The following is a 26,606-nucleotide window of genomic DNA, read 5'->3' as shown; positions in this document are numbered from 1 at the left end:
AGTCCTGCATAATCATAGAATTGTAGGCATGATAACAAATTTACTTGAGTAAAACACTCGGGTATTAAAGATAATCAGACTAAATGCACGACAGATAGTACAAGGCTCAATAATACAATGATGAAAGTCTTTCAAACCGGTTTCTGGATGCATATCCGGAAGGTAGTCCGGTGTGTAGTCAGCAGTGATCGCGCACAGGATGCCAACGCATTCGTACACTCTCAGTCACAAAAGCCGCGCTATGCAGCCTCCGTCGGATTGGCGCTGGTATTTTTATTGAGCAGTCAGTTCTCACTGGCAGCAGGAAAACCAGCGAATGCTTACCTACCGGCAAACAGCGCACTTAATCCGGCTATTCCGACGCCAGAATCCGTATTGGGTTACCCGGTTGGCACCTGGCATGTGCGCCACGACCAACTGGTGCGATACATGGAAATACTGGCCGAAAAATCGGATCGGATTAGCCTGGAAGTGACCGGCTATACCCATGAACAGCGCCCGTTACTGTTGTTAACCATTACCGCACCTGAAAATCGTAAAAACCTGACCAAATGGCGTGAGGAGCACGTTGAGAATGTTGCTCAGGGGACCCGGGCTGCAGACAATGCGCCACTGGTTGTGTACATGGGGTACAGCGTACACGGTAACGAGCCGTCTGGGGCGAATGCGTCAATGCTGGTGGCGTATTACCTAGCCGCATCCAGTGATGCCCGGGTAACAGCCCTGCTTAAAAATAACGTGGTATTGCTGGATCCATCGTTTAATCCGGATGGGCTATCGCGCTTTGCTCAATGGGCAAATATGCACAAAGGTCAGGTGTTGTCGTCGGATCCGGAACACCGGGAGCATACCGAAGGCTGGCCTAACGGGCGCACCAACCATTATTGGTTCGACCTGAACCGCGACTGGCTCATGTTGGTTCATCCTGAATCCCAGGCGCGCATTAAACAATTTCAAAAGTGGCGTCCTCATGTACTGACTGATTTTCATGAAATGGGCACCGACAGCACCTATTTCTTCCAGCCGGGTGTACCCAGTCGAAAAAACCCATTTACCCCGGAAGGCAATGTTCGGTTAACCGAGGCATTGGCTGAGAGCTTTGTGCAGGCGTTTGACGATCAAAAAACACTGTACTTCAGCCAGGAAGGGTTTGACGATTTTTACTACGGCAAAGGATCTACTTACCCCGATGCCCAGGGCAGTATTGGTATTTTGTTTGAACAAGCCAGTAGCCGCGGGCATATACAGGATTCGGTAAATGGCCCGGTTGAATTCGCGCAGACCATACAGAATCAGTTCACAATGTCGTTGGCGGTATTCGATGGCGCATTAAAAAACAAAGCGGCGTTAACGGAATATCCCCGACGCTTCTTCAACGAAACTCAATCGTTAATCAAGGATGACAGCGTCGCTGCGTATGTACTGAATGAGCCCAATGACAGCTGGCGTTTAGCGCAGGCTAAATGGGTGCTGGAACAACACAATATTGATTTTATTGTGCCCGCAGAAGATGTATCGGCAAATGACAAAACATATTCTGCACCCCATTCGTTGGTAGTGCCGTTGGATCAGCAAAAATACCGTTTAATCAAGTCGTTGTTTTCTACTCAACAGCAGTTTCCGGACAACACCTTTTATGATGTATCGAACTGGAACCTTCCGCTGGCATTTGACCTGAACTATGCGTCGATGTCGGCGCGGGAATTAAAGCGCGTAAAAGGCGGCGCAAAACATGAGAGCGCGTTGCCAGTGGTTGCCAATAATGCCTATGGTTATGCCTTTGAATGGCATCACTTTAAGTCTCCTGCATTATTACAGACGCTGTTATCGTCGGGGGTGAATGCACGTATTGCCACAGGGTCAATTACCGCTGCTACCACAGGCGGCGAAAAGGTATTTGAGCCGGGCAGCATAGTGATTCCTGCCGGATTGGCTCAACCAGATAATCTGGCAGGGTTAATTGCCAGCGCGAGTCAAACACAGCAAGTACCCGTGTATTCCATTACCAGTGGTTCAACATCAGCAGGCAATGACCTGGGGAGCCGCAGTATGGTGCCGGTACAGGCACCTAAAGTGCTGATTGTAGGTGGCGAAGGTGCCGACCCCTATCAGGTTGGCGAAATCTGGCATTACCTGGATACCCAGGTTGGGATGCCAATTACCTTGGTTGAGCAAGCGCGTCTAGGCAGGATTAATTTGTCTGAGTATTCACATATTGTGTTTGCCGCAGGCCGTTACGAGCTAAGTGATAAAGACACCAAAGCGATAGGCGAGTGGGTAAAAGCCGGTGGAACACTGATTGGGCAAATGTCTGCCCTGTCGTTATTCGCCAAGGAAAAGTGGTTGTCATTGCAGGTAACCGACCGCAATGACGTTGATCGCTTGTTTGATGAATCGGGGCTTACCTATGCTGATCGCGATGCGTTGGCAGCGAAAAAGCTGATTGCTGGTGCTGTGTATAAAGCTGATATCGATATTTCACATCCGCTGTTTTACGGTTTTGATGAGCCCTATTTACACTTGTTTAAAACCACCAACATGATTGTAAGCAGTAGTCAGTCACCATTTAACGTGCCTGCACGCTACACGAAATCGCCGTTGGTGGCAGGATATAGTGCCGATGTGCTGGCCGATGAAATTGCCGGTAGTGTAGCCGTGATAGCGCAAACTATGGGTAGAGGACGGGTAATTGGCTTTACCGACAACCCGCAGTTTCGCGGATACTGGTATGGTACCAGTAAGCTCATGAGCAACGCGTTAATGCTCTCGGAAGCCATTCGCTAGTCCGTCTGCAACAGTTCAGGCTACCAGCGCAACACTGGTAGCCTTGTTGTTCTAACTAGTTTGGCAGTTTCATTCTTAACTTCCGAATACTACCTGGCACCAAGGCAGCCGAATCTGGTTTTGAAGGCGTAATGGCAATGGCCCAAAGGTCAATCTGAATATCCGGATTAGCCGCTTTCAGCATTTTACTGAGTGTAGCGGCAGTAGCGCCTGTGGTAACTACATCATCTAAAATAGCCACTCGCGAGGGCAATGAGGTTTCGCTCAGTGTGTAAGCTTGAGTCAGATTGTTAAGTCTGGCCTGCCTGCCCAGCAATTGTTGTTTTCGTTGCAAGCTGCCTCTGCTTGCCCAGTCGGTATAAACCGGCACAGATAGCTTCTGGCCTATTGCATTGGCGAGCAGCAGGGTTTGATGGTAACGGCGTCTGGCGAATCGCCACGCAGAGGTAGGGACGGGTAAAATACAGCCAGGCAAAGGTGCTTCTGATGACCATGCATACCTTACAAACCATTCAGCCAGCGTTTGAGCTAACTGAGGGTGACCGGTTTTAAATTGCTTCACCAGTTGGTTTAGCGGCCACTGATAATACCCACAGGCATATACCGATGAGTAGTATCCGCGTGTCAGGCCCTTTTTAATCGGGGGCCACTGCAAAAGATTGGCAGGCACGACGGGATAGTTAAAGTATAAACAGTCGTGCTCGCACGTACGGCATACTTGCGCAGCCGCGGGCTGCTGGCACAAATAACACAGGCTATCGGGCAAGCAACTGTGCAACGTTGCCCGCAGCCACTTAAAAACTTTTATTCCGCTTTTTACCGTGCTCAGGTACACTTTTCCAAACCTTCAAGAGGAAGCCATTGCGTGGTTGAGCGTAACACTAATGTGAGGCTTGAAAGCCTGTCCCAGGGAACGGGAAAAGAACTGGTTTTTATTCACGGATGGGGTATGAACAGTGCCGTTTTTACGGGGTTTCTGCCTTATTTGCGCGATCAATTTCGCATTACCCGTGTGTGTTTGCCCGGCTTTGGTGCTAATGCATCTACGCTGCCGGATGAATATACCCTGGAATCACTGGCGGAGGCGGTAGCCTCTATCCTGCCCGATAATGCCATTGTGGTGGGCTGGTCTCTCGGTGGACTCGTGGCTCAGCATCTGGCGCTGTATCACAGTAAGCGCGTAGCGGGACTCATCACCATCGCATCCACACCCTATTTTGTAGCCGATAAGTGCTGGCCCGGCATTGCTCCTGCTGTGCTTACAATGTTCCGTGAGCAGTTGGCCCGGGATTACGATAAAACCGTAGACCGATTCCTTGCCATTCAGGCCATGGGAAGTGCAACGGCCAAACAAGACGTTAAATCTATTCGCCAGCAGGTTAAAACCCTGCCAAATCCATCGTTGCATGCACTCGAAGCCGGATTACAGTTATTGCAAAGTGTGGATTTGCGCAGTGACATAGGGCGTATTAGCCAGCCAACCCTGCGTTTGTATGGCCGGCTAGACAGTTTGGTACCCACCAGTGGGATCGACAGGATCCACGAGTTACACCCGTCTGCTGATACTGTGGTGATGCCACATGCCGCGCATGCGCCGTTCATTAGTCACCCTACGCAAACAGCCGATATTATTAGTAATTTTGTGCACAATCTGACGCGAATCGACAAACACTGTAGCTAGTTTCTGAGTATATATACCTGTTTTGGGTATAGCCGCTGTAAAGAAATCGCTGCGTTCGCGATCAAAAAGGGGCTCTACACCACGACATATTCCTTTTCAAATTGCCAATATTGGTTAATAATTAGCCATGAGAGAGTAGAGGTAGTGTATGTCTGGGGTAATTGCGAATAACATCAACTCGGCCATCATTTCGGGCCAGTTTGGATTGCAGAGGTCGTTTAACGGCATGACGCAGTCTGCGCTGAATATTGCCCAACGATCGGCACAGCAGGATGTTGCAGCGAATGGGCCAACCGAGCTGCTTGCTAATGCAGCACTTCAGAGTTTGTCTAATACTTCTAAGTTATTGCCTTCGGGTGGTGACAGCCTCACGTCGAGCTTGTTGTCGATGCAGCTGTACAGTAATAATGCTCTGGCGTCAGCCAAGGTAATTGATGTTGCAAACGACACGGTAGGTAAAATAATCGATACGCTGGCCTGATAGCTATGAATATCGTTACGCCAATCCCCTCCTCATTTGCCATTCCAACGGCAAACCTGAACACCGAGGCTGCCCGGCGTGATAACCTTGTTCGCGAAACCATTCCTCAGGCGTCTGACGCAAAACAAGGCAGTGCTGAACAAGGCCTTGGCTCAGAATCCGATAAATTAAAGTCGTCAGTAAAACTCGCGCAGCCGCTAACGTATGAGCGTCCTCAGCCCAATCAGACCAGTCAGGGGCAAAGCTCAGCGGATCAACAGTTCAACAATACTGAAGACGAAAGCACCGGTAAAGAAGACGCGCGTGAGCGTCAGCAGCAGCAAAGTGAACAACGCGAAGTTGAAACGCTGAAGCAGCGTGACCAGGAAGTCAGGGCGCATGAGCAGGCTCATGCCAGTGCGGGTGGTCAGTTTGCCGGTTCGCCCCAGTTTGATTTTCAGCGCGGGCCCGACGGCCAGCGTTATGCTGTAGATGGTCAGGTGTCTATTGATATTTCATCTGAATCCACACCCGAAGCAACCATTCGCAAAATGCAGCAAGTGCGAACCGCTGCTCTGGCGCCGGCTGAACCTTCGCCGCAAGATTTACAGGTAGCTGCTGAGGCATCCCGTATTGCCTTTGATGCGCGTAATGAGATTGCTAAAGAGCGCAAGCAGAATGTGTCAGGTGATCCGGAAGCTGCATTACAACCCCCTAGCCTTGACGACATTGTGGATGTCTCACCGGCTGATATTCCCACGCGAAAACTGGAAGAACTGGCGGTAGAAAACGACATCGATTCGCGCAGTGCAGGCGGTCAGCGCTCGTTGGATATTGAAGATATGGATGTTGCTCAAATGCAGCAGCGCAATCAGATCATTGCCGGATATTATCAGGCGGTTTATCAACCCGCCTCTCAGGGTTTCACCGCCACAGCGTAACGCGAGCGTAATGCGTTTTTCCTGATTTATTTAACACACAGGCAGCTCACTGAGCTGCCTGTGTGTTTTGGTGTAACGTTACTTCTGTTTTGCTTTGGCAAAGGCATCGGCAAAGGCATTGCCCATTGCGCTGTTGCCGCCAGCGGCCGGTTTTGCCTGCCCCTGATGTTGGCTGGCTTTGGGTTTTGCACCCTGCTTAGCTGGCTTATTCCCTTTAGCTTGCTGCGGTACCGGCGTGTCGTCCATGCGCATGGTAAAGGAAATGCGCTTGCGCTGAATGTCTACTTCCAGCACTTTCACTTTAACAATATCACCGGCCTTCACTACTTCACGTGGATCAGAAATGAATTTATTGGTAAGTGCTGATATATGCACCAGACCGTCCTGATGCACGCCTACATCTACAAACGCACCAAAGTTGGCCACGTTGCTAACCACACCTTCCAGGATCATGCCGGGTTTTAAATCGGCGATGGTTTCTACACCTTCTTTAAACGCGGCTGTTTTGAATTCCGGGCGAGGGTCACGGCCGGGTTTGTCGAGTTCTTTGAAAATATCCTTGATGGTAGGTACACCAAAGGCGTCGCTGACAAACTGTTCGGGATTTAGCTTACGCAAGAGGTCGGTATTGCCAATCAAATCGTTCACCGCTACAGCTGTGGTATCCACAATCGCATCTACAACCGGGTAGGCTTCGGGGTGAACTGCTGAAGCATCGAGCGGGTTGCTGCCGTTAACAATTCGCAGGAATCCTGCGGCTTGTTCAAAGGCTTTGGGCCCTAAGCGCTCAACAGACTTAAGATCTTTACGGCTGGCAAATGCACCATTGGCATCGCGGTAATTCACTATGTTTTGCGCCAGGGTTTTGTTTAGCCCTGAAACATAACTTAGTAGCGCAGGTGACGCAGTATTCACGTCTACACCCACAGCGTTTACGCAGTCTTCAATAACCTGATCGAGTGATTTACCCAGCATACTTTGACTTACGTCGTGCTGGTACTGGCCCACACCAATGGCCTTGGGTTCAATTTTTACCAGCTCTGCCAGTGGATCCTGCAGGCGTCGTGCAATTGATACTGCGCCACGCAGCGACACATCAAGCTCAGGTAATTCTTTAGAGGCAAGCTCTGAGGCCGAATACACCGAAGCGCCGGCTTCGCTTACCATGATTTTTTGTGCGCCCAAATCAGGGTTGGCTTTTAGCAGTTCTGCTACCAGCTTGTCGGTTTCCCGCGAGCCCGTACCGTTGCCAATACTGATTAATTCCACTTTGTGTTGCTTGCACAGGTTAATCAGTGTGCGCTGAGATTTTTCCCATTGATTTTGCGGTGCGTGAGGGAAGATGGTGGTGGTACCCACTACTTTTCCGGTTGCATCAACAATGGCCACTTTTACCCCGGTTCGCAAACCCGGATCCAGACCCATAGTCACCTTGGCACCTGCTGGGGCTGCCATAAGCAGATCGTTCAGATTCTTCGCGAATACGTTAATGGCCTCTTCTTCGGCCTTTTCGCGCAGCTGACCAAACAGCTCGGTTTCCATGTGCAGGGCTATTTTAATTTTCCAGGTCCACTGCACTACCTGCGCCAGCCAGGCATCTGCCGCCCGACCCTGGTTGCGTATATTGAGGTGCTCGGCAATCAGGTGTTCGCAATGTGATACTTGTGCAGGTGAGTCTTCCTGACCGGGATCTGCGATTAGCTGGATATGCAGCATGTTTTCGTTACGCCCGCGGAACATGGCCAGTGCGCGATGTGACGGTACGTTCACCAGTTTTTCACTGTGGTCAAAATAGTCACTGTACTTTACGGCAGCCGTTTGCTGACCATCAACAACGCGGCTGCGAATGTGCGCGTTGTCGTTGAGATAACGACGGATTTTAGCCAGTAAGCTTGCATCTTCTGCGAACCGCTCCATAAGAATGTAGCGTGCGCCTTCCAGAGCGGCCTTGGTATCGGCTACGCCATTGTCAGCGTTAACGTACGCTTCTGCCGTGTTGTCTGGGTTTAGCGTGGGGTCGCTAAACAGCGCATCTGCCAGCGGCTCCAGTCCGGCTTCAATAGCTATCTGGCCTTTGGTGCGACGACGCGGTTTATACGGTAAATACAAATCTTCCAGCGTGGTTTTATTGTCGGCTTGCTGAATTTGCGCAGCCAGCACATCGGTAAGTTTACCCTGCTCTGAAATGGATTTTATGATCACCTGACGGCGGTCTTCCAATTCGCGCAAATAGGTAAGGCGCTGATCAAGTGTACGCAACTGGGTGTCGTCCAGTCCTTGGGTAACTTCTTTACGGTAACGGGCTATGAACGGTACGGTAGCCCCTTCATCCAATAGTTTTACTGCGGCTTCAACCTGTTTAGGGTTAACGGCAAGTTCGTTGGCAATAGTATTTATAATCATCATGGAATTCAGGCGGTAGTCGTAAGTTATGGAAAGCGTCCCTTTCCTACCTTTATGCGATTGTTGTGTAACAGAGCAACCAGCTACTTATTCTATTTGCTACACATAGGAATAAGCGGGTTTTGCCCGGCGTGTCAGGGCTGTGAGTATAGCACCGAATGTGCGGGTGTCACACCGCTTTGCAAGATATCAATAGCACGCTTGCAGGCGGCAAAATACAGGTAATTGCGAATAAATGAAAAGCAACGGGTGTTTACACACCCGCTGTACATTGGCCTTCCGCAGACGCGGCCGCCGTGTTATCTGCATTGGCCTGATTGGCGTCGGCAGACTGACTGGCTAGCTGGTCTTCTTCAGCTGATGCTTTGGGAATGGCAATGAGCCATTGCCGCAGGTTTCGCACAATAGTGTGCTCACAGGTGTCGGCTATATGCGTGGCCCTGAACACTTTGTTCTTGTCTGAATTGGGCAACTTATAAGTTTTCATGGTGTTCTGCACATTGGCAAATTTGCCAGTGGTAGCACCATGCGCAATTTCCAGTGCAGTACTCAGCAGATCAGACAACATTGATTGCAACATTGCCTGATCGCCGCTGATTAACTGGGTGCGCTGCTCGGCAGACAAAGGGGCGTTGAGTACCTGGATCAAATTTTTATACTTATCGGGCTGTTTCTTGGAACCTTTGGGATCAGGGATCCAGGCAACAACCTTCACACTAAGCTGAGTCATTTCCGTATTACTGAAAAAAATAGGCTTAATGTATAACGTATCGGTTTCCGGATTAAGCGAGGTGGTTAACCACGGCTGATGTTCGGGAACCAATAATGCCGACAACTGCATGCCGCCGGTTAAATTCAATAAAGGCTGAATTTGTGAATTGGCTGAGTCTTGCAGGGAGGCAAGTCTTTCCTCACGTTGTGACGACACGATGGAGCTGTGTACGCCAATTTGCGCAACCAACGCAATCAGACCAGCGGCACCTGGTGCGCCCTGATACATCATGTTGGTGCTGCCCATGGTGGTGTCGTTGTCGTAAAGGGCTCGCAAATCCACCTGGTCACCGTCTGAAAAAATCATTTGGAAACTCGATGCTTCCAGCGGGGATTTCTTCATAGTGTTCACGTGTCTGGCGTAATCATCACGGTATGGGGTGCTGTTACACCCCACAAGTGTGGCCAGCAGAAATATGCCGGCCCATTTTGTTTTGAAAGAAAACATAATGCGATAGGGCTTTATATTGCGTCAGCCAGTTTCTGCTTAACGTTTTCTATTGCCTGGTAATAGGCATTGGTTACACCTGGGAATGTAGGTGGTTCATCCCACACGCCTTCAGGCTGAACTTTTTGGTCGATCACCAGATACTGAATGTAAGCGTTAGTGCTTAGGTCGATAGTGTACAGCTTGCCGCTTACATAGCCCTGTGGGTCACCATTGGGAATGTAGTTGCTGAAGCTGCGATAGGCACCGTGCTCGTACAGTTCAAATACAACCAGTACATCTGCATTCAGTGTATCTTTCAACGGGCGGAAGTCTTTTTCTGCAAAGCCAAGCTCGCCTTTGAATTTTTTCAGTTTATCGATAGGGGTGTTCAGTGTAACCACCTGCATATCGCTGTTGTACTGACGGTATTCCTGAATCACCAAATCTTTCAGTGCATTCAATTCGGTTGCGTCAATTGTACCTTCCAGGTGTTTATCCAGCGTGCTTGTGAGTGCCGACGCAACGCCGTAACACAGCAAACAGCCTGCGCCGTAAATGTGTGTAGTGGCCGCTGTGTCTTCTGGTCCGACGTACACAAAGGCTACTTTTTTATCTGTGCCTATCTGGTTGGATTGAAGCTGAACGGTGGGTTGAGGTGTGCTGCCACATGCAGTTAGCACGAGAGCAAGTGTTACGATTAGTGCGCTTTTTATTGTTTTACCATTTAAGTTCATTGTTATTATTTCCATTAACTACCAAAAAACAGCGACAGTACTATATCGTATTGAAATTATGGTTGTCATAGAAATTGTTAATTGATCGTTATATCGGTTTCATCTAATCCTACAAACGGTCGCTGGTGTCATACCAAATTTTATTGATCCACCATTCAAACCGTCCGGCTTCCGTGGTAACCGTTACGTCGTCGTCTTCTTCCTTACCAATTAGCGCCCTGGCCATCGGCGAGTCTACTGAGATCACATCTTTGCGATCAAAGATTTCGTCGTAGCCTACAATGCGTAGCGTTAATACCTTGCCATCGTCATTTTCAAGCTCTACATAGGCACCAAAAAATACTTTGCCTTCTTGTTGGGGGTGATAATCCACGACTTTAAGATTTTCCAGGCACTTGCGTAAGTACCTTACACGCCGGTCTATCTCGCGCAGTTTTTTCTTGTTGTACTGGTAATCCGCGTTTTCACTGCGATCTCCTAAGCTTGCCGCCCAGGTTACCTTACGGGTGATTTCCGGACGCTCAACTCGCCAGAGATGATCCAGCTCGTCTCTGAGTTTTTGGTAGCCCTTTCGGGTAATTAACGGTGTTTTTGCCATAAGTTGTTAAAAAAATTTAAAAAAATTCCGAAAACAGACGATAACTTGTGTAGCATAATTGCGACAAATACTGTAACTTGGGTAAATAAATCGCATTAATGACTATAATCTATACTAAAGGTGCGTAGTGCCCTATAGCGAAGTCGATTAGTGTAATCAAATTGTAAATTAACTGAACGATGTCACATTTGTAGTGACTAAGTAGTATTGGCATCGACTTTACCTGAACTGAAGGGATTATGCGTCAACCAACACAAAATGAGCAACCAGACACAACAGAGTCTCCACTGAGAAATGCACCAGCAGGTGTGCTCGGTTTGGCACTGATGGGATTCGTGCTGTTAATTACTGGCGTGTTGATGTTTGTAATCACCACCATTGAAGCCCTTACTCAGCACGAAGACACCCGAACCATTATTTCTGTTTTGGTTGGTCTGGGGATGTATCGCGCAGGAAAAATGGTGTTGCAAAAAGTGGGTAAGTTTAAGCTGCCACCGGATCGCCGTCGTAGCGTATTATCCTAACTCTCTCCCTACTGTTTTAAACACACCGTTTTTAGAACAATTCATTCCTAAACATTAGCCGGTTTTCGCTGGATTAGCTGGCTTTTTGTACTACCTTTAAAGAGACAAACAAACACTGTCTGACAAGCGTAGCCCGAATAACTATTTGGGCGCATCCATTGGCCTTATTTGTAAGGCTGTAATGGTGCAGGAAAGTAGGGACTCACAGACAAGCAGGGACTGGTGCTGTAAAAAAGCCGACATATTTTCTGTCGGCTTTTCCTTTTTTACTGTGTTGCAATTGTGCAACCAGACTGGCTATTACTCGCCCGCAGCGTCTTGCTCTGGCTTCACTACTTCCAGTAACTCTACTTCAAATATCAGTGTTGAATTAGGTGTAATGTTGCCGGTAGCGCGTTCGCCATAGGCCAGCTCTGCTGGAATAAAGAAGCGGGTTTTGCCGCCTTCTTTCATGGTTTGAACGCCTTCAGTCCAGCCAATAATAACGCGGTTAAGCGGGAACACAGCTGGTTCGCCACGTGAATATGAAGAATCGAATTCAGTACCGTCCAGCAGGGTGCCTTTGTAATGCACTTTAACCGTGTCGGTAGCAACCGGGCTTGCGCCTTCGCCTTCTACCATTACTTCGTACTGTAAACCGGTTTCTGTGGTTACAACGCCATCTTTCTTGCCATTTTCAGCCAGGAATTCTGCGCCTTTTACTAGGTTTTCTTCAGCAACTTTGCTTGCCAGTTCCTGTTGTTTGGTACGCATTACCTGCTCGCCGGCTTGCGCCAGTTGCTGAATTTCATCTGTTTCAAACAACATGGTGTCGTTCATGCCGTCTTTCATGCCTTGCATTATGGCAGCGGTATCCAGGCTCTCACCAAACTGCTCCATTTGTTTGTTACGTGTGTACACAAACATACCCATGCTGGCACCCATCGCATAGGCTTGTTTTTGGGCGTCAGTCATTTCTTCTTTTTTCATAGCAGGTGCTTGCTCAGTTGCACTTTGCTGTGGCTGACATGCTGCCAGACCTAAGGTTGCGATTAGCGAAAGGGCAACAATCGACTTTTGCATAAACTTCTCCGTTGTAGATGTAATCCGGCAATGCGTAAAGCCAAGGTAGCCCGCATAATATGCCGTATGTAAAGGTAATTTTTTCGCGTCCGATAATAAACTCAGGTACTGTAACACGCTTGGTGTAAAAAACGAGTCCCCACCGATGAAATACCAGGTACAACCGCTTAGTGAATCACATTGCGCCGTTTTCAGGGTGTTTTACAATGTAGGTAAATCGTTGGGTTTAATACACAAGGCTGACTTTACCTCCCCATAAACAGGTTTGGCCGGACAACAGTAAACGCTTATGACCACAACAACCGTAAAATTGTTCCTTCATTATGCATCGCTATGCCTCATGGTGCTGGTGGTATGGGGTTGCAGTGTGCCCGAAACCACGCCAGATAACAGCTGGCGCTTGGTGGAAGAAGGCGCTTACGCAGCGGATATATCGTCAGATGGCAAGCTGAGTTTGGTTTCGGGCATCAACAATGGTATTCACGTATGGCGTTATGGTGAGGCACAACCGCTGTTTCAATGGAGTCATCAGGGCGAAGGCGATAATTTAGTTGCCAGTGTGCATATCGGAGCCGATAGTCAGTTTGCTGTTACTGCAGATCGCGAAGCATTTGCACTGTGGAGTTTAACCAGTGGCGAGCCTGTAGGGTTTTGGCGCATCGATGAATCCACGATTCGCGATATTGCTGTTACAAACCAAGGCCAGGGCATTTTGGTTGGGCGATCAAACGGCAAGGTAATGTATTTCGAACCAGAAACCGGGCGACGCATCGAATTTCTGGGGCATCAGGAACGCATTAACAGTGTGGATATTACCCCTAATGGCAGCTATGCCTTAACGGGGGGGAATGATTATGTGGCTTACTTGTGGAGCACCCAAACCGGCCAGGTTATTCATACCTTTACGCATCCAAGCCGCGTCACCCTGGTGGCGCTGGATGACGCTGGACGTTATGCCTTTACCGCAGACAGTCAGCAAAAATCGCAAATTTGGAATGTGCAAACAGGTGAACCCATTAGCCAATTGCAGTATATTGCGCGCCAGAAAATCTTTACCGACGCGGTGTTTTCTGAAGATGGTAAGTACTTGCTAACAGGGGCGCCTTCACGGCGTGTTTACCTGTGGGACGTGCAAACCGGTGAGCAAGTGGCTGAATGGAAAGTAGCACCGCGCGAAAATATGACCCCGCCGTCTGCGGTGGTATACGCTGTAGGCTTTATCGACTCACAACATGTGTTGTCGGTTAGCAGCAGTGGTTTGGCTGAACTTTGGAGCACTTCATCACCATGACATCTGATCCACAACAACTCGCGCATGATCTGGCTGCCGCTAATCAGGCTATTGAAGAACTGCAAACCAAGCTGGCGTTTCAGGAGCATACCATTGAAGCGCTCAATGATGCGTTGTCGTCTCAGCAGCGTCAATTGGAGAAGATGGAATTCCAGTTAAAGCATGTTATCGATAAGGTAAAAGGCATGGAGCCGTCGAACATTGCGAAAATGTCGGAAGAGACCCCGCCACCGCATTATTGATGAAACAGATTCATCAGGTTGATGGGCCGCAATAACGTTATTGTCGGCTCATCATTCTCTCGCGGCTAAATAGCTGCACTAATTACTTTCATAAAGTAACCCCATAGCCTATTTCCCCGTGGGGGAGCTGTCCTTTACATTCATGGCGTGGCTGACGCATAATCAATCAAAAGGCTGAAAGGACTCTAGTCTGCACCATTATAAAACTGTCCTCTATGCTTTTTTGGTGAAAATTCCTATCTACCAACGGATTGCTAATTACATGAAAAAACTCGTTGTTATGCTCATATCCCTGATATTGCTGGGGTGTGAAGCCACGCCTGTACAAAATGCCGCACAGGTAAAAACCAAAAGCAAACTCAATGCGAACATTCAGCTTCCATTGGATGTAACGGCTGCGTTTTATGTTGATAAAAGCACGCCCGAAAGAAAAATCAATTTTTACGGCAAGTTGGAAGAAGCCACCGAACTCGTGATGAAAGATTTTTTCACGAGTAGCGAACAACTGACTTCATCCAGTAACTTTGATTACCTAATTCAACTTGGGGCGGTAAGTGACTGGGACTATGTTTGGGGTGGTTATGAGTCTGATTTGGAACTGGTGATTAAAAACCGTAGTGGCGACACCGTGTTTAAACGTCAGGTGCAAAGCAGCGCCAGCGGAACAGGGGGGGTATACGATTTTAATGCCGTATATAACGCCTTTGTAAAAAGTGTGAAGGAGCTCCTGATCGAGTTTGTTAATTCGCAGGAACGCAATCTGGTAGCGACAGCGGCGGAATCCGCCACGCCAATAACCATTAAAGCGTTTTTTGATGACATGAGTCCTGCGGGTTCAGGAACTGGATTCTATATAGATAAAAACGGCACTCTGGTTACTGCCGCCCATGTTGTGAGTGAATGTATTTTGGTTGAGGTTAAGCACAAGGGACAAACTTATGCTGCTAACATAGCCAAATCGAGTGAGTTGCTTGACCTTGCAGTACTCACCACGGATTACCAGAATCCGCAAAGTATCTCTATTCGTGACGAACTCGAGGTGACGCTAGGAAAGCCACTTTTTGCAACAGGATTCCCGCTGTCTAACCTACTCTCTGACTACCCTTCGCTTACCGTTGGAAACGTTACTTCTCAGGGTGGGTTAAAAGGCGCAAGAGGCAGCTTTCAGTTTTCCGCGCCAGTACAGCCGGGCAATAGCGGTGGTGCAGTAGTCGATTATAGTGGGCAACTGTTGGGCGTAGTGTCTGGATCGTTAAATCAACGCATGATGTTGAACAGCGCAGGAACTACTTCTCAAAACGTTAACTTTGCTATTGGCACTTCGCTGCTAGCGAAGTTTTTAACCAAAGGCGGGTTTTCGTTCAGTGCAAGTGAACCGGCTCCCAACTTTGAAGAAGCTTCAAAGCTGGCCGTCGAATATACCAATCAAGTTTTATGCTACAAGTAAGGGAGTCTCGAATAATGAAAAAGTATCGGTTTGCCCTGGCTTCATGTTTATTGAGTTTCGCAGCTTTATCTAATGCTATCGCGCAGGAAAGTAACGCGGTTATATTTAATTATGCGCATCAGGGTAAGGCTTACCCTCCTGTATTTTTTGTTACCAACGTTGAAGACAAGTCGTTTAAAGAAAAATTAGTGCAATACAACGCGTTTGCAGCCCTGGACGACAAAGCGGTTGGATTGCCCATTGGGGTGCGAGTCCTCAAAGGCCATCGAACTAAACAGGATGGTACCCAGTTTTCGTCACTGATGTTGTCGGCCAGTACTCTCGGGATCATCCCGGTCGTGTCGAACAAAGAGTTTAAGGTGCGTTACGATGTATTTGTTCAGGGTAAGTCTATTGAGAGCTTTGAGTACATGATGGACTCAACAGACGTGAATAATTTTTGGACCTCTGCCTACAAAGAACATCAGACAACGCCAACAGAGGAGCAGTTTTTGTTAGATACGCTGCCGCAATTCCTCAATGAATTGAGTAAATCTGATATTTCCCAGGCAACCTTTGCTGAGTACTGGGAGTACTTTAGCGAATAATAAGCTAATACCAATACACTCTATTCGGCAGGGGCTTTGGTTAACAATGCCCCGCTACTTTCTTTTTGCAAATGAGGGTTGTGTTATTTTCCCGCCAGCAAAACCTCTAACCAGCGAATATCCTCTGGCCCCAGTTTGGCCTTGGTATGCATAGATGGGTCTGCCAGTATTTCTTTGTACACGTGGCTAATGGCCAATTCTGTCAGATGTCGCCAATCACAATGCTCAAGCGCGGGTAAACTGGCGTTTGCCAGATTGGGGTCGTGTAGCGGATCGTGCTGCTGCTCATTGGTGCGAAGAGCAAATTCCAGTTCGTTGAGGATAGGATTAGTTACTTTGAGCGTGGTGGCAGCCGCAAATTGGGCAAGTACATGCTCTTCCGCCTGCTTAGCTTTTTGCTCAATCTGCGCCCGTGTGGCTTTTTCGCCCAGTGGTTTGAGACCATGGCGAGACAACATGCCTGAAATACTCGGCAGTACCGCTTTGAGTGCAATGCCAGCACCAATGAGAGGATTAAAAATTGCCGCTAACGCGCCCACCGCCAACATGCCGTAAGTGAGTTTGCTGTCCATAGCGTCAATATCATCGGCCAGCTTTTCCAGCGTACTCTGCGTATGGCTATTGGTTTCAATAGCCATGCTGCGGGCGGTTTCCAGCATATGCAAACGCAGTGCGCCTTCGTAATGTTCATTAGGAAAATGAAACACCCGGCGTTTCGGCAAGTTGTTGATTTCCGGTGCATCGGCTGGCAATGCGCGCATGGTGTGTAACGAAAAGCCGATTTCGCTGGTGTGGTTGGGGATCACAAAGTAATGCTTTTCATCGAACTGCACATCCTTAGCTTCGCTGCGTTCAAGCGACACAATTACCGGCAAAGCACCGATATGCTCTTTTACCATCCTAAGCTTAGTATCCAGCTCCGCTTTCGCCGCTTCCCAGCCTTTACTAACGCGGTTTAGCCAATCCTTCATGTAGCGCAAATTCCATTTATGTTGTGAGCACGGTTTATTTATTGTTAGTAAACCACAATGCGCTTTTTGATGAATAGTTTTCTTTGCTCAAACAGTTAATTGGTAGCGTTGCCTGTGCATTGTTGCTAATACATTTATAGGTTTTATCTTTCTCTCGAATTAGCACCAATCATCTCGATGAGATTTTCATATTGAGCTGCCTCAATCGCATGCTCTTTATAGCGTATGCACTGTTACTAGCTACGGAAACGCAGAGATCTCCTCATTCCCCTTTCTGCTAAAAAGCATTAAAGCCTATAAGTCGTAAGTCATTAAAACCTATAAATGGTATATCACAAAAATTAGTAGACTCGCTTACACACACTTTCTGTTCAAGAGTACAGCTTTCTGCAAGCGCTGACTTAGGCACACTATCGATGAATTAACATTGTTGAGAGATTGAAACGTGTACTTATTTTGTCGCCGAATTGTAATTTTGTCTGAAACATCTTCTACCAGTAAATTTCTTCCCCTAATTGCTCCAAAATTCGAGTACCCAAAATATGCCACTAAGTGCTATAGTTTGAGTGCTTGAGAAAAATGCGCATATTAAAAAATAGGTGGTTCTCGAAGTGGGCAAAGAAAGAAGGGCTGACGGATAGTGCCCTTAAGAATGCTTTGATTGAGATGGAGCAAGGCTTAATCGATGCCGATTTAGGCGGTCATGTTTATAAAAAGCGTGCGCCCGTTGAAGGGCAAGGAAAAAGTGGAGGACTAAGAACTATTCTAGCTTTTAAAGTAGATGATAAAGCCTTTTTTCTATATGGCTTTTCCAAAAACGCGCGGGAAAACATCGACAGTAAAGAGTTGAAAGCACTTAAGCGTTTAGCAAAAGAGTTATTCGCTTACAGCGATGAACAATTAAAAAAAGCTATTAAAGCCGGCAGTCTGGTAGAGGTGAAATGAGATGAAAGACAGTATATTAGATGCCATACATGACACAGCAAAAGACCTGAATGAAGCTGGTGTTATGGATAAGCAAACATTGCGTGAGTTTGATGTGCTGTGCCTGCCAAAAGTCGAAACCTTTGAAGCACATCACATTCAGGCTATTCGTAAAAAAGCACATGTGAGCCAAGCTGTGTTCGCTGCTTATCTTAACACTACAACATCAACGGTCAGACAATGGGAACAAGGCAGTAAAAAGCCTCGTGGTACATCTTTGAAATTGCTCAATCTGGTGGCTGCGAAAGGGCTGGAAATCCTGGCCTGATTCACAGGCGACCCCATCATGAAAAAACAGTGTTAACCAGCGACTGCCCAGACGCCGTAAATAAGTAACCAAGCGCGGTAATATTCAGTGCTACCGAACACCAAAATGCTACTTTGAATGACGTTTTGCTGGATTTGTGGCGCAGGGTTCGCTGCGCTAAGTAAGCGCCAGGCCAGCCTCCAATCAGTGCCACTAGTTGCAGGTGAGCTTCGGGTGTTCTCCAGCGATTGTTTTGCGCGGCGGATTTATCCCAGGCATACATCAGAAAAGCCAGCAAGCTGGCGCCGGTGTAGAGAAATAACAATGGCCTCGGCAAAATGTTGAGCAGGGTAACGGCAATAAACACCACACAAAATAACCCGGTAAATACAATGGCAGCTTTGCTGCTCTCAGATGATCGAGATGGGCTGTGATTAGCGGTGTTTCGGGATTTATAGTCGGCGACGAACATTACGTTTACTGCCTTGGCTTTGCCGTCGGCCTGTTGTGTTAGTTCGTAAACAATAATGTCGTTGTCTGCCGGTCGTTTGGAACGGCGCGTGAAAGCGCTGATGTGCACGAATGCCCGCTGACCACCGCCATTGGGCTGCACAAAGCCAAATCCTTTGGCATCGTTCCAGTTACTTATCTTTCCCTGATATTTCAATGTTTACCTGCTTTTGATTTAGTTGGCTTTGGGAGGCTTTACGACTTCGTCAACGGCACTCTTTTCGGGGGCCGGTGTGTCGGTAACCTTGGCCGCCGTTAAGTTTCCATCGATTACGGCGTTGCCGTGCAACAGATCTTCCAGTGTGCCGTTTTCCTTATCTACCAGGCCCACTTCGCGCAGCAAAGAATCCACTAATGGCGCGTTCGCGCGGTAATTCAGCGCTGCGCGGGTAACCTGATCAGATAAACCTCCGCCTGTGCTGTGATCGCCGCCTACACCGCCTGAGCCAGTGTTATAGCCTTGCAATATTTTAATGCCCTCAATGTTTTCCAGCGGCTTAACAGCACTGGCAATAATCTCCGGCAATACTTTGAGCAGCGCCAACGAACGCTGCAAATCAATTTGCTCGATTTTCAGGGTATTTTCAGCATCGTACAGTGCTTTCTTACCTGCCGCTTCTACGGCAAATACTTTTTCATCTGCTTCGGCTTGCAGTTTCTTCGCGTCTGCAGAGGCTCTTGCTTCGGTAAGTATGGCTTCTGACGTATTGATTGCCGCTTCGCGTTTGGCCTCCGCTTCAACGGTAATGTTTACCGCTTCACGCGCAGCTTCTTTACGCGCATCAATGACTTCAATTTCCATTCTACGGTTCGCTTCAGCTACCTGGCGTGCCGTAATAACCGCTTCTTCTTTTTCTACTTTCAGCTTTTCCGCTTCTGCGGCTTTCGCGCGAGCGGCCGATTCTTCTTCCGACTTATTGGCAATGGCGATTTGCTTATTCTGCTCAGCCACTTCCAGCTGTTGAAGCTGCTGAATACGCGCTTCTTCAATAGCGCGGCGCTTTTCAATTTCGCGGGCTTCAATGTCGCGATCTTTTTCAATTTGTGATGCTGCAATAGCTTTGTCTTTGGCAATCTCAGCCTGACGCTCTTCCTGTTCTTTTTGCTCACGCTGCTTGGAGATTTCGGCCTTTTGCTCCTGACGTTTGAAGGCTAACGCCTGCTCCTGGAGAATTCTGGCTTCTTCTTCATCTCGCTTAATGTCCAGCGACAGCTTTTCTGCTTCCAGGTTGCGCTGTTCAATTTTGATGCGGTTTTCTTGTTGAATATCGTTGGTTTCTTTGCGCTTTTCTTCAATAATTTTAGCTAAACGGGCGCGACCTTCGGCGTCGAATGCGTTGTTTTCATTAAAGAACTGTAAATCGGTTTGGTCGAAACCGGTTAAGCTTACCGATTCCAGTTCTAAACCGTTCTTCTCTAAATCATTCGCTACACTTTGCTGTACTTTTTGTACAAAATCAGCACGTTGTTCATGCATTTCGGTCATGGTCATTTCTGCTGCTACAGCACGCAGTACGTCCACGAACTTCGATTCCATAAGCTTTTTCACTTCTTCGGCACGCGTGGTGCGCGTACCCAGCGTTTGGGCTGCCATGGAGATACCACTGGCACTGGGTGCTACACGCAAATAGAAGTCGGCTTTCACGTCTACGCGCATGCGATCTTTGGTGATCAACGCGTCTTTTTGCGTTTTTTCCACTTCAATACGCAAGGTGTTCATATTGACCGGAATGATTTCGTGTACCACAGGCAGTACAAGCGCACCGCCATCTTTAATGACTTTTTCGCCGCCTAAACCGGTACGAACAAACGCGGTTTCTTTAGTGGCGCGTTTATACAAACGGGCAAAAATAAAGCCAATTACAATTAGCCCAATGATGGCTGAGCCAATTAAAAACAGCATAGCGGGGAGGTTACTCAGATCTGTCGAATCCATGCTTACTTCTTCCTTTAGGGTTTAAAGTTCTAAATAGCGGGTGGCCAGCCAGCTGTGGTGTTGTTTTTTAATCAGCACCACCTTGTCGCCTTGTTGAAATATGTCTTCTGGTTCAATGGGTTCAACCAGCAGATAATGGGGCTGGTCAAATGCATCGAGGAATTTGGCTTCGGCCGGATTATTGGTTCTGGCGGTGCCAAGGGTAATATGACCTACTGTACCAACCAATTGTTCCGAATGGGTGGCTGACGATTCCTGCTTGGGCAGCATACGGGCAATCATGCCACCAAAACGGCCGGTGATGATAAGCGCTGCTATCAATGCAACGATAACCACTACAAATACGGGAAAGTGTCCGCCGATGGCAGACTGAGAAACCAGATTAGTGAGGATGCCAATGATGCCGAAGCTGGTTAGTAGAATAACCAGCCAAACCATGAGTGGCAGGCGATCTAATGATAACCAACTGGCAAGTGCCGTTAAATTGCCGGTTGCGGCGTCGAAATCAGCCTGGTCATCGGCCAGGCCCAACAGGCTAACACCCATCAGGGTACCAACGACTTCCATTACAAATAGCGCGACAACAATACCCAGTGCACAACTAAACCAAAAATTGGCATCACTAAGAAAAAATGACAGCATTTCCACCGTCCCTGATGGCTTACACGAGTTGCCAGTGTAATCACTTTTTTGTGGCGGGGCAAAATTTTGATTCAGGGTAAAGAATTAGCGGGCTCGGCCTTTTTAGCAACGTAGAGTCGCCAAATGGTGGTGCAATTTACTACCAGTAATGTTACTTCCAGCAGGGTACCGCCAATTGAACCCACAATGATGTTGTTGGTTAGCCAGCACAGTGCGCCGCACAAAAATGCAAGGCGCATTTTTATGCCAGACAAACAATACAGCGCGTACGTGCCGATACACGTGCCAAGGATGGGAAATAAGTCGTACCATTCGTTGGCAAAATACAGACCGAGCGCCAGCGTTATGGCAATAAAAAGGTAAGCCACCGCCCGGGAGCGGGTTTTAATGGATAGACCCGTGCGCACCAGCGACAATAACGCGCTCAGGCACGACGTAAAAGCGCCCAGCAATGCGAAGTGCAAGGCGTGGTTGAGGTTCATCACTACCATCATCATGCGCAAACGCTGATCGTCTTTTTGGTAAAAGCACAAAATACCCAGTACAAAGCTGAGCAGGCCAAATCCCTGGGCCACATTGAATTCAGGCATGTTGTTGGTAACTACTTACAGTTGATTAAATCCAATTAATCGGGCTTGAACACGCCAATTACGTTTGCATTGCTGCGGCTGGCAGACTGCACGTTTGCCTGCGGCTGAGACTCGGTGTAATCACATTCCACACAAGCCATTTTCTCAATGTTGTTTTCAAAGTACAGCATAATGGTGTCTGTGGCCTTGCATTTTGGGCAGGTTGCACCGGCAACAAACCGTTTTCGTTGACGTTTACTCATAATACACACCACATAATCTAATTAGTGAAATACGCCTGCACGACATAGAAGATCGGCGCGACGGGTTCTGCTATTATACCGCGCTTAATAGCGATATCACAGGCAATCAACGTTATATGATCCAGTTATCACAGATCACCTTAATGCGCGGTAGCAAAGTACTGCTGGACGCAGCGTCTGCGCAGGTGTTCCCCGGACACAAAGTCGCCCTTATTGGCAGTAATGGCTGCGGTAAGTCGAGCTTATTTGCATTACTGCGTGGCGAACTCACGCTGGATGCCGGCGATAGCAGTGTACCGGGTGACTGGCGGATCGTGAGTGTTGCTCAGGAAACCCCGGCGGTATCGCGCAGTGCAATAGAATACGTAATTGATGGTGATAAGGTTTTGCGCAAGTTACAACAACAATTAGCGCAGGCCGAACAGGATGGTGAAGGCGAGGCCATAGCCAAATATCACGACTTGCTGGCGCAGGCTGGTGCGTACGATGTAGAAGCCCGGGCGGCAACAATTTTAGATGGCTTAGGGTTTTCTACTGCGCAACTGAGTGCGCCGGTTACCGATTTTTCCGGTGGCTGGCGAATGCGATTGAACCTGGCACAGGCACTGCTGTGTCCATCTGATCTGCTATTGCTTGACGAACCCACCAACCACCTGGATTTAGATGCGGTGATTTGGTTAGAGCGCTGGTTACAGCGTTACCAGGGCACATTGCTGCTTATTTCCCACGATAAAGCGTTTATCGATAACTGCGTAACTCAGATTATCAGTGTTGAACACCAGAAACTGGTGACCTACACGGGTAACTACTCCAGTTATGAAACCCAGCGTGCAGAACGCATTCGCTTGCAGGACATTGAATTTCGCAAGCAACAAGACAAAATTGCCCATTTGGAATCCTTTATTAACCGCTTTAAAGCCAAAGCGAGTAAAGCGAAACAGGCCCAGAGCCGGATTAAACAACTCGAACGCATGGAAACCCTGTTGCCCGCCCACCATGCCAGCCAGTTTAGTTTTGAATTTAAAATGCCTTCCGCGCTGCCTAACCCTTTGGTGCAAATGGAGCAGATCACACTGGGGTACGATAACCATATTGTGCTGCAACAGGTAAAATTAAATTTGGTACCCGGCAGTCGCATTGGCTTGCTGGGGCGCAATGGTCAGGGTAAATCTACGCTAATTAAACTGCTTGCCCAGGTTCACGAACCCAAAACCGGTATTTTCACCACCGCCAAAGGCCTGAATGTGGGCTATTTTGCCCAGCATCAGTTAGAAACACTCGATCCGGCCGCGTCAGCATTACTGCATTTGCAACGACTGGATAAACTGGCTACCGAACAGCAATTACGCGATTACCTTGGCGGCTTTGGCTTCCATGGCGACGAAGCAACCGCGCCGGTTGCGCCTATGTCTGGCGGTGAGAAAGCACGCCTGGTTTTAGCGCTCATTGTGTATCAAAAGCCTAACCTGCTGTTGCTCGACGAACCCACCAACCATTTGGATTTGGAAATGCGCCATGCGCTTAATCTGGCATTGCAGGGCTTTGAAGGCGCAATGGTGCTGGTATCGCACGATCGCTTTTTATTGTCTGCGGTTTGTGAAGATTTTTACCTGGTAGACCGGGGGGAAGTGGCTGCTTTCGATGGCGATCTGGATGATTATCGCAATTGGATTTTAGCGCAACAACCCGACGACAAGCCGGTGGCCGAGAAGCCCAAGGTTGATCGCAAGGCCGAAAAGCGCCGCGAAGCGGAGTTTCGTCAGGCTACTGCGCCACTGCGCAAACAGATTCAGCAAGCCGAACAGCAAATGGAAAAGCTGAATAAAACCCTGGCTGATGTTGAGGTGTCTTTGTCTGATATGACGTTATACGACGCAGATAAAAAGCCGCAACTAATGAAACTGTTGGATGAGCAAACCCGTATAAAAGGGCAACTGGACGACGCGGAAGCGCTCTGGTTGGAGGCGCAGGAAGCATTAGAAGAGGCTAAAGCCGAGTATGACGTTAACGCCTGAGGCCTTCTGGCAATACAGTGTTAATCATTACGGTAAACCCGGTGTGGCCGAGGCTTGTCTTACCTTGCAGGACAACTTCGGCATGAATGTAAACCTACTGTTGTTGTATAGCTGGTGTATTGCTCACAATATTGCGCTCACTGCAGCAACCCGCAACGCATTAGCGGTGTCGATTGCCACTACCAATCCGGCTATCGAGCAACATCGGGTGAAGCGCAGGCAAGCCAAAGGGACACCCCAATACAATGCGCTAAAGCAGCAGGAGCTTAATTTGGAGGCCTTGCAGCAACAGGCACTGGTGGCGGTATTGAATACATCGCAAAACCCGGTAACAGTTGAAAACGACACAAAGGACACAAACGACACAATGGCAGCGGATCCGATTGATCCACTTGAGCGGTTGTCTTGCTATTTAAACATTAACGTAAATCCAGACATTAAAACACACTTACAAGCAGTATTATGATTCGCGCAAATTCTTCTCACGGACGGATAGTTCAAAGCAGTTTTCAGGCCCCCAAGTGGGCACGAAACCGCCATTTGCAAACCATTTGGCCGCGCTTTATTCAACAGCGCATGCCGCTTCGCTATACCATGGAGCGGGTAAAGTTACCCGACAACGACTTTGTTGATCTGGCCTGGGGCCCGGCACCTGCAACACCCAGTGGCATGGTGGTGATGTTTCACGGTTTAGAGGGCTCGATGCGTTCGCATTACGCCAATGACATGATGGCGGTGTTATCTCAGAGGGGCTGGCAGGTAGTACTTATGCACTTCAGAGGCTGTAGCGGCGAAATCAATCAGGCTGCGCGAGCGTATCACTCCGGCGAAACCAGTGATCCGGCGTTTGTTTTGTCGATGCTAAACGCACGCTATCCAACATTACCCAAAGTGGCGATGGGTTTTTCACTGGGGGCGAATATGTTACTTAAGCTTGTGGGTGAAAACCCTCAGGCATTCGGACTTAAAGCCGCGATTGCTATTTCTGCGCCGTTAAAATTAGACGAGTGTGCCGCCAGTGTGAATCAAGGGTTCTCCAAGGTATACCAGAAGTATTTGCTGAACAGCATGAAGCGCAATCTGTTGCAAAAAATGCAAAAGATCGACTTTCGAGGGATCCTGAAAATCAGTCAGCACGACATACGGGAAATTCATACATTTCGCGATTTCGACAATAAGGTTACCGCACCATTGCACGGTTATCAGGATGCCGATGATTACTACGAAAAGTGCAGCGCGTATTATTTCCTGAAGGGTATTCACTGCCCTACGCTCATTCTGCATGCCCTTGACGACCCATTTATGAACCAAAACGTTGTACCAGGCGAACAGGAACTGGCTTATGCGGTTACTCTTGAACTCAGCGAACATGGCGGACATGTGGGCTTTATGCAGGGTTCGCCAACCAGACCGGTGATTTGGATGCACGAGCGCGTGAAGCGCTTCTTTGCCGACTACTTACCAATGCAGGCTGCACTATGATTATTCCTGTGAGTGAATTGTCAGCCGGCACATTGGAGAATATAGCCAAAGAATTTGTGCTGCGTGAAGGTACCGATTACGGCGAAATGGAGATCGATTTGGTTACCAAGGTGGAGCAGGTATTAACGCAATTGCGAAACGGAACGGCCGTACTGGTGTATTCCGAACTGCATGAAACCGTTGATATTCAGCCTGCAGATCGCTATACCGAAGAAGACTAACGCAGCGCGCGAATGGGTTCAAACCGCGCTGCGTTAGGGTTAAAACACTTAGAACGCGTAGCGGGCTGTTACCTGCAATACGTCTGCGTCATCAATAAACTTGTAACTTGCGCCCACGGCAAATTGTGGGTTGAAGTAATAGTAAGCACCAACTTTAAGTGTGATGTCACCTTCGTCAACGTCGAAATAGCCCAGTTCGCCAGTTAATTCCAAATCAGGTGAAATCATGGAACGCACACCCGTTACCAGGCTATAACCGTTGTCGTCGTAGTTGTCGGCATCCAAACGTTCAAAGTTGGCGCCAACATAAGCATCGGTAGTGTTGTTTAATGCCATGCGGTAACCACCACCTAATGTCAGCGTGGTAAAGTCAAAACCAGACTGATCAAGCCAGCTAAACTCGCCATTGGCGTAAAAATTACCATCGAGTAAATATTTCCCACCAATGTGTAAACCATCGGGTTCAAAATTGCTGTTGTCAAAACCATAACGGGTATACCCGCCTTCTGCATAGCGCCAGTCAGGCGTATCCGCCAGCGCAGGAAGAGAAACAGACAGCAGCGTGGTTCCCGCTAAAAGCAGTTTTGTGATCATTTTCATAAACGAATTCCTTATTAATGAATGTATCGTGCTGACTATCGCAAGCTACGGGCCAAGTTATACAAAATTCCCTAAATTAAAAAATAAAATTCATATTAAACAGTGTCTTATGTGAATTTGTTTTAGGGCGACTTTCGCGCTGGCATTGTTGCTATGTAGCAGGGATGTTGAGAAGAACTTTCATAGTGTTGCAAATTTCCTACACTTTCAT

The 26,606-nt window shown here is 48.2% G+C and carries 28 protein-coding genes; 15 read left to right on the top strand and 13 right to left on the bottom strand.

All coding sequences use genetic code 11. The features are described 5' to 3' along the window. Positions 1 to 117 precede the first annotated feature (117 nt). Positions 118 to 2,784, top strand: a complete 2,667-nt coding sequence (locus FJ444_RS08820) for a M14 metallopeptidase family protein (protein ID WP_255439092.1) — start codon at positions 118 to 120, stop codon at positions 2,782 to 2,784. Positions 2,785 to 2,839: 55 nt separating this feature from the next. On the opposite strand, the gene FJ444_RS08815 is transcribed toward FJ444_RS08820, so the two are convergent. Next, positions 2,840 to 3,454, bottom strand: a complete 615-nt coding sequence (locus tag FJ444_RS08815) for a ComF family protein (protein WP_140957858.1) — start codon at positions 3,452 to 3,454, stop codon at positions 2,840 to 2,842. A 195-nt stretch (positions 3,455 to 3,649) separates the two neighbouring features. Here FJ444_RS08815 and bioH point away from each other — a divergent pair, with 195 nt between their 5' ends. The 3 genes from bioH (at position 3,650) to FJ444_RS08800 (ending at position 5,866) form a co-directional block, all read left to right on the top strand. After that, positions 3,650 to 4,465, top strand: a complete 816-nt coding sequence (gene bioH, locus FJ444_RS08810) for a pimeloyl-ACP methyl ester esterase BioH (RefSeq protein ID WP_140957857.1) — start codon at positions 3,650 to 3,652, stop codon at positions 4,463 to 4,465. 148 nt (positions 4,466 to 4,613) lie between these two features. After that, on the top strand, positions 4,614 to 4,946 hold the full coding sequence (locus FJ444_RS08805; RefSeq protein WP_140957856.1) for a hypothetical protein: 333 nt from the start codon (positions 4,614 to 4,616) through the stop codon (positions 4,944 to 4,946). Positions 4,947 to 4,951: 5 nt separating this feature from the next. Further along, positions 4,952 to 5,866: a putative metalloprotease CJM1_0395 family protein gene (locus FJ444_RS08800; RefSeq protein ID WP_140957855.1), complete on the top strand. Its 915-nt coding sequence runs from the start codon at positions 4,952 to 4,954 to the stop codon at positions 5,864 to 5,866. A gap of 78 nt (positions 5,867 to 5,944) precedes the next feature. Here FJ444_RS08800 and FJ444_RS08795 read toward each other — a convergent pair whose 3' ends face one another. The 4 genes from FJ444_RS08795 to greB form a co-directional block, all read right to left on the bottom strand. Beyond that, positions 5,945 to 8,269, bottom strand: a complete 2,325-nt coding sequence (locus FJ444_RS08795; RefSeq protein ID WP_140958049.1) for a Tex family protein — start codon at positions 8,267 to 8,269, stop codon at positions 5,945 to 5,947. 253 nt (positions 8,270 to 8,522) lie between these two features. Continuing rightward, positions 8,523 to 9,383, bottom strand: coding sequence for a hypothetical protein (locus tag FJ444_RS08790; RefSeq protein ID WP_140957854.1), 861 nt, complete (start codon positions 9,381 to 9,383; stop codon positions 8,523 to 8,525). 119 nt (positions 9,384 to 9,502) lie between these two features. Beyond that, positions 9,503 to 10,204 (bottom strand): hypothetical protein, encoded by a 702-nt coding sequence (locus FJ444_RS08785; RefSeq protein ID WP_140957853.1) that lies wholly within the window; start codon positions 10,202 to 10,204, stop codon positions 9,503 to 9,505. A gap of 109 nt (positions 10,205 to 10,313) precedes the next feature. Beyond that, positions 10,314 to 10,802: a transcription elongation factor GreB gene (gene greB, locus FJ444_RS08780; protein ID WP_140957852.1), complete on the bottom strand. Its 489-nt coding sequence runs from the start codon at positions 10,800 to 10,802 to the stop codon at positions 10,314 to 10,316. 239 nt (positions 10,803 to 11,041) lie between these two features. Between greB and FJ444_RS08775 the strand changes: the two genes are divergently transcribed. After that, positions 11,042 to 11,326, top strand: a complete 285-nt coding sequence (locus FJ444_RS08775; RefSeq protein ID WP_140957851.1) for a hypothetical protein — start codon at positions 11,042 to 11,044, stop codon at positions 11,324 to 11,326. Between the two features lie 300 nt (positions 11,327 to 11,626). Here the strand turns inward: FJ444_RS08775 and fkpA are convergent, their stop codons facing one another. Then, entirely contained in the window at positions 11,627 to 12,388 is a 762-nt protein-coding gene (gene fkpA, locus FJ444_RS08770; RefSeq protein ID WP_140957850.1) for an FKBP-type peptidyl-prolyl cis-trans isomerase, read from the bottom strand. Positions 12,389 to 12,728: 340 nt separating this feature from the next. Here fkpA and FJ444_RS08765 point away from each other — a divergent pair, with 340 nt between their 5' ends. From FJ444_RS08765 to FJ444_RS08750, 4 genes are all read left to right on the top strand, one after another. Beyond that, positions 12,729 to 13,679, top strand: coding sequence for a WD40 repeat domain-containing protein (locus FJ444_RS08765; protein ID WP_255439104.1), 951 nt, complete (start codon positions 12,729 to 12,731; stop codon positions 13,677 to 13,679). Further along, a complete protein-coding gene (locus FJ444_RS08760) occupies positions 13,676 to 13,921 on the top strand; it encodes a SlyX family protein (RefSeq protein WP_140957848.1) in 246 nt (81 codons plus the stop codon). Before FJ444_RS08765 ends, FJ444_RS08760 begins: the two co-directional genes overlap by 4 nt. A gap of 262 nt (positions 13,922 to 14,183) precedes the next feature. Continuing rightward, complete coding sequence (locus FJ444_RS08755) at positions 14,184 to 15,368, top strand: serine protease (protein ID WP_140957847.1); 1,185 nt, start codon at positions 14,184 to 14,186, stop codon at positions 15,366 to 15,368. A gap of 14 nt (positions 15,369 to 15,382) precedes the next feature. Beyond that, positions 15,383 to 15,955, top strand: a complete 573-nt coding sequence (locus tag FJ444_RS08750; RefSeq protein WP_140957846.1) for a hypothetical protein — start codon at positions 15,383 to 15,385, stop codon at positions 15,953 to 15,955. A gap of 83 nt (positions 15,956 to 16,038) precedes the next feature. Here the strand turns inward: FJ444_RS08750 and FJ444_RS21635 are convergent, their stop codons facing one another. Further along, positions 16,039 to 16,926, bottom strand: coding sequence for a hypothetical protein (locus FJ444_RS21635; protein ID WP_255439090.1), 888 nt, complete (start codon positions 16,924 to 16,926; stop codon positions 16,039 to 16,041). Positions 16,927 to 17,505: 579 nt separating this feature from the next. On the opposite strand from FJ444_RS21635, the gene FJ444_RS08740 reads away from it, so the two are divergent. Both FJ444_RS08740 and FJ444_RS08735 read left to right on the top strand, forming a co-directional pair. Continuing rightward, positions 17,506 to 17,871, top strand: a complete 366-nt coding sequence (locus FJ444_RS08740; RefSeq protein ID WP_140957845.1) for a type II toxin-antitoxin system RelE/ParE family toxin — start codon at positions 17,506 to 17,508, stop codon at positions 17,869 to 17,871. Position 17,872: 1 nt separating this feature from the next. Continuing rightward, positions 17,873 to 18,178, top strand: coding sequence for a DNA-binding transcriptional regulator (locus FJ444_RS08735; RefSeq protein ID WP_140957844.1), 306 nt, complete (start codon positions 17,873 to 17,875; stop codon positions 18,176 to 18,178). Between the two features lie 16 nt (positions 18,179 to 18,194). On the opposite strand, the gene FJ444_RS08730 is transcribed toward FJ444_RS08735, so the two are convergent. The 5 genes from FJ444_RS08730 to FJ444_RS08710 form a co-directional block, all read right to left on the bottom strand. Next, on the bottom strand, positions 18,195 to 18,824 hold the full coding sequence (locus FJ444_RS08730; protein WP_140957843.1) for a cold shock and DUF1294 domain-containing protein: 630 nt from the start codon (positions 18,822 to 18,824) through the stop codon (positions 18,195 to 18,197). A gap of 18 nt (positions 18,825 to 18,842) precedes the next feature. After that, positions 18,843 to 20,603: a flotillin family protein gene (locus tag FJ444_RS08725; protein WP_140957842.1), complete on the bottom strand. Its 1,761-nt coding sequence runs from the start codon at positions 20,601 to 20,603 to the stop codon at positions 18,843 to 18,845. Positions 20,604 to 20,624: 21 nt separating this feature from the next. Next, a complete protein-coding gene (locus FJ444_RS08720; protein ID WP_140957841.1) occupies positions 20,625 to 21,245 on the bottom strand; it encodes an OB-fold-containig protein in 621 nt (206 codons plus the stop codon). A 71-nt stretch (positions 21,246 to 21,316) separates the two neighbouring features. Then, on the bottom strand, positions 21,317 to 21,802 hold the full coding sequence (locus FJ444_RS08715; RefSeq protein ID WP_370298034.1) for a YgjV family protein: 486 nt from the start codon (positions 21,800 to 21,802) through the stop codon (positions 21,317 to 21,319). Between the two features lie 68 nt (positions 21,803 to 21,870). Further along, on the bottom strand, positions 21,871 to 22,077 hold the full coding sequence (locus tag FJ444_RS08710) for a YheV family putative zinc ribbon protein (RefSeq protein WP_140957839.1): 207 nt from the start codon (positions 22,075 to 22,077) through the stop codon (positions 21,871 to 21,873). Between the two features lie 116 nt (positions 22,078 to 22,193). On the opposite strand from FJ444_RS08710, the gene FJ444_RS08705 reads away from it, so the two are divergent. The 4 genes from FJ444_RS08705 to FJ444_RS08690 are packed head-to-tail and all read left to right on the top strand — an operon-like array spanning position 22,194 to position 25,795. Then, complete coding sequence (locus tag FJ444_RS08705; protein WP_140957838.1) at positions 22,194 to 24,092, top strand: ATP-binding cassette domain-containing protein; 1,899 nt, start codon at positions 22,194 to 22,196, stop codon at positions 24,090 to 24,092. Next, on the top strand, positions 24,076 to 24,558 hold the full coding sequence (locus FJ444_RS08700) for a TIGR02444 family protein (protein WP_140957837.1): 483 nt from the start codon (positions 24,076 to 24,078) through the stop codon (positions 24,556 to 24,558). Before FJ444_RS08705 ends, FJ444_RS08700 begins: the two co-directional genes overlap by 17 nt. Beyond that, positions 24,555 to 25,574: a hydrolase gene (locus tag FJ444_RS08695; protein ID WP_140957836.1), complete on the top strand. Its 1,020-nt coding sequence runs from the start codon at positions 24,555 to 24,557 to the stop codon at positions 25,572 to 25,574. The genes FJ444_RS08700 and FJ444_RS08695 overlap by 4 nt, the downstream gene beginning before the upstream one ends. Then, positions 25,571 to 25,795, top strand: a complete 225-nt coding sequence (locus FJ444_RS08690; protein WP_140957835.1) for a YheU family protein — start codon at positions 25,571 to 25,573, stop codon at positions 25,793 to 25,795. The genes FJ444_RS08695 and FJ444_RS08690 overlap by 4 nt, the downstream gene beginning before the upstream one ends. 48 nt (positions 25,796 to 25,843) lie before the next feature. Here FJ444_RS08690 and FJ444_RS08685 read toward each other — a convergent pair whose 3' ends face one another. Continuing rightward, entirely contained in the window at positions 25,844 to 26,395 is a 552-nt protein-coding gene (locus tag FJ444_RS08685) for an outer membrane beta-barrel protein (protein ID WP_255439089.1), read from the bottom strand. Between the last annotated feature and the right edge of the window lie 211 nt (positions 26,396 to 26,606).

It is taken from the genome of Aestuariibacter sp. GS-14 (genome assembly GCF_006494365.1).
In the GTDB taxonomy this organism is placed as follows: domain Bacteria; phylum Pseudomonadota; class Gammaproteobacteria; order Enterobacterales; family Alteromonadaceae; genus Alteromonas; species Alteromonas mangrovi.
This window is presented reverse-complemented; position numbering and strand designations above follow the sequence as displayed.